This is a genomic window from Leptospiraceae bacterium (assembly GCA_024233835.1).
Classification (GTDB): Bacteria; Spirochaetota; Leptospiria; order Leptospirales; family Leptospiraceae; genus JACKPC01.
In genome coordinates this window covers 949,733-964,180 of the sequence record JACKPC010000002.1, presented here as the reverse complement: position 1 = coordinate 964,180, position 14,448 = coordinate 949,733, and the positions used below count along the sequence as shown (strand labels likewise).

The following is a 14,448-nucleotide window of genomic DNA, read 5'->3' as shown; positions in this document are numbered from 1 at the left end:
AAGGGGATAGGTATGTGGAAAATGTTAGAAGCTATCATGGCTTTGATAACTGATATATTAACCAGGGTCAGACCCATATCCTTCGTAAGAAAATTACAACTCATACTTGTCCTCATTACACTTATCATGATCACCTTTTTTGTGGCCTCTCCTTATCTGGGCCAGGAAAGAATTGAACTGGGTAAAAATTCTCCCTTTGCCATAGGGAACTTTGCTCCCGATACTGTAATTTCTAATAAAGAGATTATTTATGAGGATATGCAAAAAACTAATCTGGAAAGACAAAAAGCATATCAGAGTGCAGCCTATATCTTTGAGAGAGATTTTACTGTTTTAAACAGTTTAAACTCTTATATCAATGAAGATTTTGATAATCTCGAATCTCTGGGAACCAATGAAAATGCAAGCCGGATTGTTCCTCTATTAAAGAGTAAAAATCCTCGTTGGAAAAAGAGGGAACGAGCCGATTTAAAGTTATTGCTTAACTATAAAAGAAAAGATTTGGTTCGAAAAGCTGTATTAAAAGGTACTAATTTACTTTTTTCTACGCATTGTATTATGAAGGATACCCCTGAAGAATACAGTAAGATGAGTGAATCAGGTGGTAATATAGTTAATAAAGGTTCGCAGGAGAAAAATTCTATCATAGAAGGAACGAAAATTTTCCCGCGTAAGTTTATTTATGATAAGAATAAATACTTTTATAGACTGGGTCGGATCTTAGATGATAAGATTAAATTAGATCCGAATGTTCTTCCCATAGTTAAAAGATTTGTAGTATCTTATATTTACTCCTTTCCTGCCTGTATTTATAATCCGGAAGAAACCGAAAAAGAAAAACTGGCAAGGATGAATAAAGTTCCGGTTGTAAAAAGTAGAATTGTAGCTAATGAAACGGTTGTCAAAAAGGGAGAACTCATCACTCCTGAGATTAAGAAAAAACTGGAAATTATCAACGATAACGCATCGAATGCTAACACTACTTCTATTCTTTCCCTTTTAATTATCCAGGTTATTTTTGTTTCGATTATTGGCTTTTTCTTGAAAGGCTATGACAGACGACGCTTAAACGATGTATCCAGTAATGTGGTAGTATTTAGCATGATCTGGATTGTTTCCATTGCCACATATTTTATCAGTGCTGCTTTTTATAAGCCGGAAAGCGATTTCGAATCGGTTTACTATTTTGCTATATTTGTACCAATAGGTATGGTAGGCTTACTTTTAAGTTTTATTTATGATATACAACTTTCTATTGCTATAGGCTTTTATCTCTCTTTATTTGTATTTATTTCTTCTCGCTATAATCCAACCTCTTTCTTTATTTCTTTTTGCACATCTATCATCGCTTCGATTTACGGTAGGAAACTTACCAAAAGAATCGATTTTATTAAATCCGGGTTTGTAATTGCCGGGATGCAAATGTTGGTTTCCACCAGCGGTTATTTGTTTGATTCCAGACCCTATTGGGTGAGTACGGGTAGTGGAAGTTTTACTTCCGATCTATTACATTCTAATATTTTTAAGCTTTATTTAATTTGTCTCATCAACGGTTTTATATGCACTACTGCCGCTCAATTTTTGTTGCCAATTTATGAATATCTGTTTAATATTCCTACTCGTTTTAAATTGATGGAATTAGCTGATACGGGTCATCCCCTGTTGCAATCCCTTCTTACCAGGGCTCCTTCTACCTATACTCATACTTTTATGGTAGCAGCTATGTCTGAAAGAGCAGCTCAAAATTTAAATTTGAACTGGCTTCTTACAAGGGTAGGTGTTTATTACCATGATATAGGAAAGATTCCCAATGCAGGTTTCTTTATTGAAAATCAGCACCTTATTCCCAGACCGGAAAATGTGGATAAGAATAATCCATCCATAGCGGCTTCAGTTGTGATTCGCCACGTTACCGATGGGATTGAAATGGCGAAAAAAGCTCGTCTTCCGAGAGAGGTAATTGACTTTATCCCGGAACACCACGGCACGAGTACCATGGCATTTTTTTATCATAAAGCCCTGGCCGACTTAACTAATGAACAGAGAGGTAATATTAAAAAATCTGATTTTCAGTATCCCGGCCCCAAGCCTCAGTCTAAGGAAACTGCTATCGTTATGATCGCTGATTCGGTGGAAGCTGCCAGTCGTTCGCTTGATGTGGTAAGTTCGGAAAGTGTAGATGAACTTATACAAAAAATAATTAATATAAAACTGGCAGAAAGTCAATTAGACGAGTCCGGTCTTACCATTGGAGACCTCTTAATCATTAAATCATCCTTCAAAGAAGTTCTACTATCAAGTCTGCATTCCAGGCCGAAATATCCAAAGCCGGAAGAAACAAAAAAATTAGAGGGAAAAGAAGTATCCGAACAGGACAAATCAGAACAAGAAAATAAATCTCCTGAGGATAAAAGCGTGTCTGAAAAAAGTATAGACACAGGCGAGAAAGTGCTTCCTCATCTTCAAAAGAATACTGAGATAGAAAATTTAGAAATTAAGACAATAGTTTCAAAGAAAAAAGTAAGAAAGAAAAAGACTGCATCCAAGAAAAAGAGCCTGAGTGTAGCAAGGGAGAAAAAGGATGCCGGTATTTAATTTTGAGCTTGATCTTTCTTATTTTTGCGATTTAGATGAAGAGAAAATCAGAATAAATGTAGATAAAGTTCTGTCCTTCGTAGGTGGATATACGGAATATGAATTGTCTTTGCTTGTAACTGATGATGAAAGCATTCGTGAAATAAATCGAGTTTATAGAAAAAAGGACTCCAGCACAGATGTCCTTTCTCTTCCGATACATGATAAGCTAAATGTTAGTACTCCTTATCCAATATTGGGAGAAATTGTAATTTCTTATGATACTTTAAAGCGTCAGGCCTTATCTATAGGGCATGGAGAAATAGATGAATTTTATCGCTTATTGGTTCATGGTATTCTACATTTATTAGGATATGATCATGAACTTGGAGAAAGAGAGGAATTAGAAATGAAGGAAAAAGAAGATGAATGTCTGTCTTTGATTTTTACAGGTACGAATTCTTAAAAATAGGAGAAACATATGGAAAACGAGAATCCAATAGATAATTCAAACCCGGGCTTTTTTAAGAGGAACAAACAAAATATATTCCTTGTTCTGAAAATTTTTATATTTCTTATATTTTTTATTCCGACCGGTATGCTGGTTACTTCTTATATTATGTGGTTTCAAAAAAGAGATCTGATTATAAAAAATCTTGATAGTTATTATAAAGAAGTAAGTAGCAAGACTGCCATCATTAAGAGTCGTCCTATTAAAATATTCGACATCAATGAAAAATTGATAGGTGAGTTTAATCGAAAAAGTTTTAAACCCATACGCACGGATAATATAAAGGATCATGCAACCATTATCTGGGCATTACTATCTTCCGAGGATAGGGATTTTTTTCAACATGGAGGAATTAATTTTTCTGCTGTATTTCGGGCTTTTATAGTAAACCTGGCAAAGATGCGTCTTTCTCAGGGGGGAAGTACTATTACACAACAGCTCGCCAAATTAACTTTAAATCTCGGAGAAAGAAATTTGATGAATAAGCTCTCCGAAGTTTTTTGTACTTACTATATTGAAAGTAATTATAATAAAGAATCCATATTGGCTATGTATATGAACCAGATTTACATGGGAGAAGGAAATACGGGTCTGGAAGAAGCTTCAAGGTTTTATTATAGTAAATCCGCTAAAGAACTTAGCCCTGCAGAAGCTGCACTTTTAGTCGGTCTTATCCCTGCTCCTTCTGTATACAATCCGGTAAAAAACCTTCATATTGCTCTTGCCAGACAGAAGCGAGTTATGTTCGATATGGCCAATAATACAGACTTACATTTTAACAAGAAAAAATTAGATCAGAGTTACAGGCATACTATTTCTGAGCAAATTCGGAAGTTTATGAATCAGTATGTGGTAAGAGAGGTTAAAGACTCACAACAAAAAAAAAGGAAGCACTATTCCAGCATAATTGGGAAGTATGGATACGATAAACAATTCAGGATTAACCATGCTCCTGACTTTAATGAAAGTGTTAGAAAATTTGTTTTCGATAAGATACCGCAGGAAGAGCTTGATTCTAAAGATATACGTGTATACACGAGTCTGGATTACGAAAAACAAATTATTGCCGAAGCTGCACTCAGGGAAGGAATCGAAAGAGTAAGGGGTTCTTTAAACGATAGAAAAAATTATTATATCAAGAAAAATAGTGTTGCGGAAAGTAAGATCGAAGACAAAATTATTAATAGCATGAATGGGAGTTTTGTGTCCATGAATCCTGTAAATGGATACATTGAAGCTATGGTAGGAGCTTATCGAATTTCTTCTGTTTATCGTTTAAATAGAGCAGAGGCAGCTCGCAGACAACCGGGTTCTTCCATAAAAGGTCTTGTTTATGCTCTTGCCCTACAAAAGAGAATTATTAATCCTTCAAGTCTGGTAATCGATGAAAAACTAAATATAAGTGGTTATTCTCCCAAAAACTGGTACAAGGGTTTTAAAGGACCTATAACCGCAAGACAGGCTATTGCTTTATCAGTAAACACGATTCCTGTAAAACTTTTACAGGAAATTGGTGTTAACTACTTTTTATATAAACTTTCTGAAATACTCAGTATTCCTTATGAAGTCATAGAAAAAAGATTCGGTAAAAACCTGTCTCTCGCTCTTGGCTCCGGAGAACTTACTCCTGTTGAAATGGCAACCATCTATTCAGTGATAGCCAATGGTGGAAAAAAAGTAAGTCCGAAGAAGATTTTAAGAATAGAGGATAGTGCCGGAAATAAGCTATACACACTTGAGCAGGATAAGGAAGAAGGTACCCAAATTATTGATTCAGTTGCCTGTGCTATAGCTTTAAACCTCATGGAAGCGGTTTTGAGTGAGGAGGGAACTATGCCTGTAAAATTGAGTCAGGGTGAATGGTTTCCTATGGCCGGTAAAACAGGAACCGTGCAAATTCCGGGGAAAATTCGGAAGAAATGGAGTAATCGTTCCGGTATTCGGGATGCCTGGTTTGTGGGAGTTTTTCCTTCCAATGTAAGTGCTGTTTGGGTCGGAAATGATTTGGGTGCTCCTTTTCCGGGTTCGGGTTCCGGGATTACAGGTCAGATCTGGTTGAAATATGCTCGTTATATTAAAGTAAAAAAAGGGATGGGGCAAAATCTTGTAAGTTCAATACAGGGTGATCATATACAGGTAGATGTATGTGGGGATAATGGTAAACTATTAGTTGATTATCCTGAATGTGCTCATCCCGTTTATGCTCAGTATTATTATAGAGGTGATGAACCGAAGAAAGAAGAAATTCCGGTTGCCAGTATTGATCCAGGCAGTGTCTATATCAATACCCGTGGAGAAGGTAATGAAAATCAGGAAGGAATTGCCTTTGAAGAAGAAGAGCTTCACCGGGATGAGAATATTGTGGAAGAAGAGGAAAGTTTAATTAATCCTTTTGATGAAACCTTAGAAACAATTGATGAGCCGATAGAAGAAATAAAAGAGCTACCGGATACAAATTCACCCCCTCCGAGTTCAGGAGATGAAGGTGGATTTGTAGAAGAAAATAAGGAAATAAGTACTGAGCTAAAAGAGAAAGTAAACCAGGAACCGGTTAATCCTCCATCGGAAGAAAAAAATCCTCCGAATTTTAATATAGATAAAAATGAAAGTCCTAAAACAGAAACAACTTCGCCGAATCCCGGAACAAATTAAATTTGTTAGAGGTTAAGTAGGTTTCATCTAAAGACCAGAGAAAAATCCAGGGGGCCTCTTCATACAGATGATGTGTGATGGTTTCCAGATTTTTTCTCTGTTTTTCTATAGGAATATGATCCTTGTTTCTGTAATTTTCAATAAATTTATCAATTAGTATATTTGCATATAATGCGCGATTACCTCCATTTCCCATGGCTTTAGAGTAAAAAAGAGGGTCTATAAAATTATAAATAGAATTATAGTCAATGTACCAGGTTAAAAGGGTCAGATCTCCTTTTCCTTCTCCATTTTCTTTATATAATTTAGTTTTTTCTAGTGGAATGATTTTAATTCTAAGGCCTATGTTTTTAAGATACTGGACTAAAACAGCACCTTTGGCTTTATTTTCATCATCCGATTTCATTCGAAACTCCAAAGTTCGGTTCAGAATTGCCGGATAACAGGCAGACTGTTTTAATAAATATTTCGCTTTTTTTACATCAAAAGGATAAGTCGGAACTGTTTGGATATTTAAATTATTATAAAAATCTAATGGTATAGAAGCATAGGTTTCTTTCGCTCGGGAAGAAAATAGCTTATCAATAATGAGTTTTTTATTTACGGCATAATTAAGAGCTTTTCGAAAGGAAATATCGAAACATTTTTCTCTCGCATTTATCGCAATATATTGTACCGAGCGACTTTCTAAAGTATACATTTTTCCTTTCTCTGTTGCAGGGTGAGAACTTAGAAAATAAGGTAGCTTAAAACTATCCAACCGATTTTTAGAGAAAAGATAAATTGCGATAGTAGACTCCGTTATTGTCTGCAATATCAATGTAGAGGGTAGGGGAGAATTGCTAATAAAATTTGGGTTTCTTGATAACTCGATTTGATTATTTTTTATCCAGTGGGTAATATGATAAGGTCCTGCTGAATGAAAGGTTCCTTCTTTTTCATGGATAGAACGGCTATAGATTCCTGCTGAAGCCTGGGAGAGTAATTCTAATAGCCTTTCTTTTGAGTATAAAAATTGTATTTCTACTTCATTCGTTCCCAATATTTTTATTGATTTGATTCTTGCATATAAGCTTTTCTTGGGACCGGTTTGAGTACGCAGGCGATTTAAGCAATATTGCACATCTTCCGCATTCAGAGAATTTTCATTTTTATCTAAGAGCTTTTTCAGCTTTATTCTTAAAATTCCACCTGGCTTTTCTGTATAAGATTGAACCATAGAAAAATCCTCCAGGCCGGTTTCGGTAAAAAGTCTCGGAAAAAGAAGAATACTAATTTTTTGAAAACTAAGATCCGTTGCAAATATTGGATCGAGTTTGCTCGGCTCCGAACTTATACCGAGTCTGAGAACATTTTTATCTTGAAAATCGCTCTGTGGTTTGCAAAAAAGTAAGGACAATAAGAGTAGAAATATTTTATATGTTCTCTTAAACTTAGAAGGAAAAGAAAACCCGGGCATGTCGATATACAAAAGACTTCTAAAGTATTCTTTCAAATATAAATACAGATTAATCATAGGTATCTTCTTATCATTTCTGGTTTCAATTTTCAATGGAGCATCATTAACAAGCATGATACCCATTTTTGATTCTTTGAGTAAAAATTCAAACTATAAGTTTCAAATTGCTGTTACCAAAAGAGATAAAGAACTTTTGAGCCAGAAAGAATCAGGTAAAACTTTTAGTAAAATTGAAGCCATTGAATATCTCCTCGCACACTATAAAACGAAGGTCAACCAAAAATTTTCAGAAATGAATCCGGGAGAAACTGTATGGTTTTTCATAAAGCTTGTATTTCCTATTTATCTTTTAAAACTTATATGTCTGACCGGGGCTATTTTTTGTATTAACTCGGCTGGATTTTACGCGATTCGTGACCTGAGATTCGAGCTTTATAAACGATTACAAATTCTTCCTCTAAACCTCTTTGTTCGGGAAAAGACGGGAATACTGATGAGTCGCATCATTAATGATGTTGATATACTGGCCAGGACAATAAGTTCTGATTTGAAGGATGCCATTAATGACTTTTTTTATGTGCTTACCCATCTTCTTCTTCTGTTATTTTTAAGTTGGAAAATGTTTATACTGGTTTTTGTTATTATGCCTCTTATTATGGGACCGATTTCTGCATTTGCAGAGAAAATTCGGAAGGCTACAAAAAGTCAGCAGGAGCGCTTGTCTGAACTCAATGGACATCTACAGGAAGTACTGGCCGGTATACGGGTAATTCGAGCTTTTTCTATGGAAAAGAAAGAGTCCCTTCGTTTCAGGAAAATTAGCGAAGAGTTAGCAGCCAAAACTTTCAAGGGGCATTTTTATCATCAATTAGGCCCTTCTATTGTAGAATTCTCGGGCTCTATTTTATCTGCTATTTTTCTTGCCTATGGAGCTTTCCTTATTTCTCAGGAAAGTATATCCCGTGGTTCCTTTATGGCATTTTTCTTGACCCTGATTTTCATTATGCGCCCAATAAAGCAACTCAGTGTAATGTATAATCTTATACAGAGTTCACGTTCAGCCGGGGAACGTGTATTTGAAATCTTGGATTCCGAGCCGGATATAGTTGATGTGGAAAATCCGCAGATATTTAAAAAATTAAATCAGGGTATTCTAATAAAAGATTTATCTTATGCTTATCCCGGATCAAATAAACTTACCTTAAAAAGCGTAAATTTACAGATAAAGACAGGGGAGACTGTTGCCCTGGTCGGAGAGAGCGGGGCAGGGAAGTCTACACTGGCCGAGTTAATTCCCCGTTTTATAGATCCTACAGAAGGATATATTTTATTTGATGGAACGGATATTCGAAATATGAAGCTCTCCTCTCTAAGGAGAAGTATTGCGGTAGTATCACAGCAGGTCTTTTTGTTTAATGCCAGTATCAGGAGCAATATAGCATATGGAAGTTCTTCTGCTACAGAAGAGCAAATTGTTCGTGCAGCCGAAGAAGCCTATGCTATGGAGTTTATTAGTAAATTTGATGAAGGTCTGGATACACTTGTCGGAGAAAGGGGAGTTATGTTATCCGGGGGACAAAGACAGAGAATATCTATTGCTCGCGCTTTAATTTTAAATCCCCAAATCTTGATTTTAGACGAAGCTACTTCCGCACTCGATACGGAATCTGAGCGCCTTGTCCAAATGGCTCTTGAAAGACTTTATAAGAATCGAACTACTATTATTATTGCACACAGGCTTTCCACTATACAGGTTGCGGATCGAATCTGCTATATGGAGGATGGAGAAATACTGGAAGCAGGTACTCATGCCGAGCTAATGGAAAAAGGAGGGAAATATAAAAAACTCTATGACTTACAATTTGCAAGTCATAGTTAGTAAGTTATTATTTATTGAATTGGTCTATAAGTAATCTATAATAATGAATCGTTCTTTGATAATTTTCAAGATGAATTGATTCATTGTAATTATGTATACTGGTTCGTTCAACTGCGTCTAATATAACCGGGTTGAATCGGTAAATGTTATCACTCAAGTCCCCATATTTAAAAGCATCGGTTCCTCCAATTGTAATATAGGGACTTACAATAGCTTCAGGATAAATTTCTTGTATAACTTTTTCAAGGGTTTTATAAGCAGAGACATCTGTTTTTGAAATATTAGAAGCACCTCGTGTATTACTTACTTCTTTAATTTCTACCACATAATCTTTAGAGGCTTCTTTTATATGTAAACGTACATCTTCTACCGTATCACCCGGAAGAATTCGAAAGTTTACAACAAATTCGACTTCTGGTGCTATTACATTAGTTCCCTCACTTCCTTTCATCATTGTGAGTGCAGTTGTTGTGCGAACAATCGCATTAGTTGCCGGATTTTTTGCGAGTTGTTCTAGTAATATAGGTTTCATCAACCATTGATTGGCTATTGCCAATCTACTAGGAAATGACATTGCTCCACCAATATTACTTAGAAAAATCTCAATACTGGGAACTAATCTGAGTGGCATTTGATTCTTTTCCAAGTTTATCATGATCTGAGCTGCCTGTCCCATAGTCGATTCGAGTGGTGGCATGGATGAATGTCCCCCATTTCCTTTGACCCTAATGACAGCTGATAGAAATCCTTTTTCGCCTACTCCGATCATTGCAATATCACTTTGAATACCTTTCAAACTTCCTTTTTTGGCTACAAGTCCTCCTTCATCAAATATTGCTTCAAATCTTAATCCTTCAGCTTTAAAATATTGAGCAATTTTAACAGCACCTTCTTTACCTCCTACCTCTTCATCCTGTCCAAAAGCAAGGTATATATCACGCGTTGGAACAAAACCTTTTTTTATATATTCATCACAGGTTTCTAATATTCCATGCAGCATGTTCTTCATATCCAAAGTTCCCCTGCCATATAATCTTTTATCGTGAATAGTTCCTAAGAAAGGAGACTGTTTCCAACGTTTTTCATCTCCGGGATTTACTACATCTAAATGAGCTAAAAATAATATAGGCTGACTTCTCGAATTTGTTCCTTTCCAATGCAGTACAAGAGCATAACGGTTAATACGTTTTTCTGACATTGTCGAAAAGACTATAGGATAGTTTTCTTTTAAAACCTGAATATATTTTTCAAACGCAGGGAAATCTGTTTTTCCATAATCAGCTTTACTTATAGTAGGAACCTGTATGCCGTTAACAAATCTTTGTATAGATTCTGGTTTTAATTCGGGAATCTTCGCTGTAGCTGAATTATTTGACTTACCCGGTTTTCCAAATGGATAACGATACATATTCAATAATAAGACAGTTGTAAGAATCAAAAGAACAACAAATACTGTACTAAAAATAATAAATAATTTTTTAATAGGATTCAAGTTATACCTCATATCATTGTTAAGTTTTTTTTATTTTTAGAAAAGGTCAAGAATTTGTATTTTTCTAAAAATAGAAATCCATTATAAATAAAGAAAAAAATTCTCGCCAAAATAAATAAAGTAAATAAAATCCATAAACATCGCTATGAAACTCGTATTTGATATGGACAATACATTAAGTGATGATTTTGGTAACAAACTGAGACCCGGTATTAAACCTTTACTGGAGCGCTTAAAAAAAGAAGGCCACTCCCTTATCCTTTGGACAAACTCCGGAAGGGCGAGGGCTATCGAAATACTAAAACGAAATGAATTATATGAGTTTTTTGATACACGAATTTATCGTGAAGACTATGATCCTGAAAATAAAAAACTTATGAAAGATATATCCTTGATTCAAGCAGATATTTTAATAGATGACGATCCGGCCGAAATTGCCTTTAATCAGAAAAACAAACAAAAGGCAATTCTGGTAAAGGCCTATCGCGGGAAGGAAGTCGAAACGGATGAAGAAGAAACATTAAAAATCTACAAGGCTATCCAAAAAGTAAATAAACCTTTCTGGTTATTTTAAGAAATATTATTATATTAGATTTATCAAATTATCCGTTCGAATATGAGAAATCGAATTAATACAATAAGGTGTAAATTTTCCATCTCGATAATCAATCACTGAAAGAGAGGTATTGTAGATCCGGGGAAGCCAATCTAAATCCCTTTCTTCTCCGAGTTGCAAAAACTTTGAAAGTAAAATAGAAATAGGAGTACCGGAACTAAAAGCGATTACAACATCTTCTTTACCTGAATAATGATTTAACTCTTCAAGAAACGACAGGCAGGAAGATTTAAATTCTTCATAAGAATACAGTCCTCCTAATTCCACCTGCTTTTCTTTCCAGGCTTTTACAATTTTTACAGTTAAATTATAAAAAAGAAGTAAGACCCTCTTACCTCCTTCGGAGCGAACCTGTAGCCAGGTTTGTAAAGTGTCCGCAAAAGAAGCATCGGTAAGAGATAAACTTTCAGCTACAGTTCTCCAGAGTTCTACCGTAATCTCATTGAGTCCGATAAACTCTTTTCTTTCAACATCCTGTTGTAAAAAGGATGTTGAAATCTCTGCTGTATCTTTCTGACGCTTTAGACTTCCTGAATATACTACGGAAGGATTCAAATGAATACTTTCAAAATAAGAGGAAAGAAATTTAGACTGTTGAATACCCCGTTCAGAAAGCATATCATAATTTTCACCTTTTGAATTTGCACTTCCGTGTCGTATTAAATACAGTTTAGACATTATATTTCTCTATGTCAGAAGAAGAAATACAATGAATACCTAATGCTTTCATATCTTCTATAGCTTTTTTATCATCTCCGGGAGAAAGGTTTACCGCTCTACAGGCATCTTCTATGAGGTAAGTATCATAACCCAATTCTTTAGCGTCCACAGCTGTAAACTTTACGCAGAAGTCCAGTGCCAGACCGCAGACAAAGATTTTTTTTACTCCATTTTCTTTCAGGTATTCATGCATCCCGGTTGCCTTTCGTTTTCCATTGTCAAAAAAGCCGGAATAACTATCTACGGTTTTTTCCTGTCCCTTGGGAAAGACTTTTTGAATCTTTTCTATACGTAAGTCCTTATGAAATTTGGCTCCTTCTGTATTCATAACACAATGATCGGGCCAGAGGACCTGCTGAAGCCCGTGCAAATCAATTAAGTCTCCCGGTTTTTTACCGCTATGTTGAGAAGCAAAACTTCCGTGATCGGCAGGATGCCAGTCCTGTGTGGATACAATCATAGAAAAGTTTTCCATGATATGGTTAGCAATGGGAACTACTCTATCTCCTTCCTGAACAGCCAGAGCTCCACCCGGCATAAAGTCATATTGTAAATCTACCAGTATAAGACAATTTGTCATATTCCTATCTCCTAAATTAGTAAATATTAAAATCCTCGTGCTTGTAATATCAACTTTTCCCGATTCCGGAAGAGTGAAGATTCAAGACCAACCGGGTATTCATGCGGATTTGTAAAACGACGGATTCCCTTATGAAACGAGTCGAGTTCTGTTTTGGCTCTTTCTTGAATCAGACTTAGAGGTTCTTTTTGTATAAGCCTGGAACCATTCTTATACACCGGCACTAAGAGATCTTTATAAGTTGTATATTCTAACTTTTTTCTTCTTGTTGTATTATTCGGATCAATAATAACATCGTTATTAACATTTCCCAGTAACTCATCATAGATCATATCCCCGCAGTATAAATCATCTGAGTCTTTATATCGCCTGACCTGTAAGACTCCGGGTATATTCGTTTTTTCTTTTTGTTCGGAAACCTTTAAAGTCTGTACCCAGTTTCCAGCAGTCTTACGAGCTGTAATTTTATACACTCCTCCGAGGGCGGGTTGTTCATAAGCTGTAGCTAATTTAGTTCCAACACCCCATACGTTGATAGCTGCATCCTGTAACTTAATATCCTGTATGAGATATTCATCTAAATCATTACTGGCATAAATACTTGCGTCTGAAAAGCCAGCCTTGTCCATGATTTCTCTTGCCTTCTTACTTAAGTAAGCAAGGTCTCCGGAATCCAAACGTATTCCGAGAAATCGATGCCCGCTTTCCTTTAAGGTTTTGGCTACTTCAACAGCATTCTTTACGCCCTGCACCGTATCATAAGTATCCACAAGGAAAACGCAGTTGTTCGGCATATGTTCGGCATATTTCTCAAAAGCTTCCTTTTCCGAATCAAAAGACATCACCCAGCTATGAGCATGGGTTCCTTTTATCGGAATGCCAAATTTATAACCTGCCAGAACATTTGAAGTAGCCGAGCATCCTCCCACAAAAGCGGCACGGCTTGCAGAAAGACCTCCGTCGGTTCCCTGTGCACGTCTTAAGCCAAATTCTAAAACTGGATCGCCCTTGGCAGCAAAAACAACACGGCTGGCTTTTGTGGCAATTAGGGTTTCAAAGTTTATGACATTTAGAAGAAAGGTTTCGATTAATTGACACTCAATTAAGGGACCTCGCACTCGAACCAAAGGCTCAAAAGGGAATGCCACATTCCCTTCCGGTATAGCATCCACAGCTGAAGTAAATCGTAATGTCCTTAAATAGTCGAGGAAATCAGAAGAAAAAAGTCTTTTTCCATCACTTCCTTGAAGGGTGGATAAATAGTGAATTTCTTCTTCTTCAAAAGAAAAACTTTCCAGGTAAGTAAGAAACCTTTCCAGCCCGCAACTCAGTGCATAACCACCATGGAATGGATTTTTCCTGAAGAACATAGAAAAGTTGGCTTCTTCTTCATGCTTTCCGGATTTGAAATATCCATAAGCCATACTGAGTTGGTATAAGTCGGTAAAAAGAATAGAATCTTTCATTATTTACCTCATACAATAGTAATTTTGTTTGAGCTTTAAAAAACAAGTTTTTATTTCTAAAATTTTAAAAATCATTTGATGAAGGTTTCCTTAGTGAACGTAAGATCTTATCCAGTGTCAGACTTTGCCACTGGGCAAATATACCTATAGCAACAAAAATACAGGTAATGATGAAAGTATCTCTTGCCATCGTATTAAAGTGGGTATCGAGTAAGAGATAAGAAAATAAAAATACAAAACCTCCATAAACGGTACCAAAAATAAGAAAAACATAATTTACAATCTTTACATATAACGAGTATACAGGTTTTCTTTTGCAATAAAAAGCAAAGATTAATTGTAAAGAATAAATTAAAGCGAGAGGAGCTAAACCCAGTACCCAGAGAAAACCATAAACCAGAGCTCCGAGGTTATCTGCATAAAGAGAACAGGGAAAGATTAAAAATAGAAAAATAAATCCTGTGAATCTTTGTACGTTCATATATTTAATTTATCCCTG

General features: G+C 35.8%; 11 protein-coding genes. 5 read left to right on the top strand and 6 right to left on the bottom strand.

Annotated features, from left to right (window positions below; all coding sequences use genetic code 11):
* Positions 1-12: 12 nt before the first annotated feature.
* Genes H7A25_13565 through H7A25_13555 form a run of 3 tightly spaced genes read left to right on the top strand, consistent with a single transcriptional unit; the run spans position 13 to position 5,737 of the window.
* Complete coding sequence (locus H7A25_13565; GenBank protein ID MCP5500930.1) at positions 13-2,595, top strand: HDIG domain-containing protein; 2,583 nt, start codon at positions 13-15, stop codon at positions 2,593-2,595.
* Entirely contained in the window at positions 2,582-3,040 is a 459-nt protein-coding gene (gene ybeY / locus H7A25_13560) for an rRNA maturation RNase YbeY (protein ID MCP5500929.1), read from the top strand. The genes H7A25_13565 and ybeY overlap by 14 nt, the downstream gene beginning before the upstream one ends.
* Before the next feature lie 15 nt (positions 3,041-3,055).
* Positions 3,056-5,737: a transglycosylase domain-containing protein gene (locus H7A25_13555; GenBank protein MCP5500928.1), complete on the top strand. Its 2,682-nt coding sequence runs from the start codon at positions 3,056-3,058 to the stop codon at positions 5,735-5,737.
* Here the strand turns inward: H7A25_13555 and H7A25_13550 are convergent.
* The gene (locus tag H7A25_13550; protein ID MCP5500927.1) at positions 5,697-7,196 is read right to left on the bottom strand and encodes an ABC transporter substrate-binding protein; all 1,500 of its coding nucleotides are present in this window, start codon (positions 7,194-7,196) and stop codon (positions 5,697-5,699) included. The genes H7A25_13555 and H7A25_13550 overlap by 41 nt on opposite strands.
* On the opposite strand from H7A25_13550, the gene H7A25_13545 reads away from it, so the two are divergent.
* Positions 7,195-9,075: an ABC transporter ATP-binding protein gene (locus H7A25_13545; protein MCP5500926.1), complete on the top strand. Its 1,881-nt coding sequence runs from the start codon at positions 7,195-7,197 to the stop codon at positions 9,073-9,075. The two genes, H7A25_13550 and H7A25_13545, sit on opposite strands and share 2 nt — an antisense overlap.
* Positions 9,076-9,082: 7 nt before the next feature.
* Here H7A25_13545 and H7A25_13540 read toward each other — a convergent pair whose 3' ends face one another.
* Positions 9,083-10,579 carry a M20/M25/M40 family metallo-hydrolase gene (locus tag H7A25_13540; GenBank protein ID MCP5500925.1) on the bottom strand — a complete coding sequence of 499 codons (1,497 nt, stop codon included), beginning with the start codon at positions 10,577-10,579 and terminating at the stop codon, positions 9,083-9,085.
* A 133-nt stretch (positions 10,580-10,712) separates the two neighbouring features.
* Between H7A25_13540 and H7A25_13535 the strand changes: the two genes are divergently transcribed.
* Complete coding sequence (locus H7A25_13535; protein MCP5500924.1) at positions 10,713-11,141, top strand: hypothetical protein; 429 nt, start codon at positions 10,713-10,715, stop codon at positions 11,139-11,141.
* Between the two features lie 9 nt (positions 11,142-11,150).
* On the opposite strand, the gene H7A25_13530 is transcribed toward H7A25_13535, so the two are convergent.
* From H7A25_13530 to H7A25_13515, 4 genes are all read right to left on the bottom strand, one after another.
* A complete protein-coding gene (locus tag H7A25_13530; protein MCP5500923.1) occupies positions 11,151-11,861 on the bottom strand; it encodes a histidine phosphatase family protein in 711 nt (236 codons plus the stop codon).
* Positions 11,854-12,483: a bifunctional nicotinamidase/pyrazinamidase gene (pncA, locus tag H7A25_13525; GenBank protein ID MCP5500922.1), complete on the bottom strand. Its 630-nt coding sequence runs from the start codon at positions 12,481-12,483 to the stop codon at positions 11,854-11,856. The genes H7A25_13530 and pncA overlap by 8 nt, the downstream gene beginning before the upstream one ends.
* Before the next feature lie 26 nt (positions 12,484-12,509).
* The gene (locus H7A25_13520; GenBank protein ID MCP5500921.1) at positions 12,510-13,949 is read right to left on the bottom strand and encodes a nicotinate phosphoribosyltransferase; all 1,440 of its coding nucleotides are present in this window, start codon (positions 13,947-13,949) and stop codon (positions 12,510-12,512) included.
* A 64-nt stretch (positions 13,950-14,013) separates the two neighbouring features.
* Positions 14,014-14,430 carry a hypothetical protein gene (locus tag H7A25_13515; protein ID MCP5500920.1) on the bottom strand — a complete coding sequence of 139 codons (417 nt, stop codon included), beginning with the start codon at positions 14,428-14,430 and terminating at the stop codon, positions 14,014-14,016.
* Positions 14,431-14,448 lie beyond the last annotated feature (18 nt).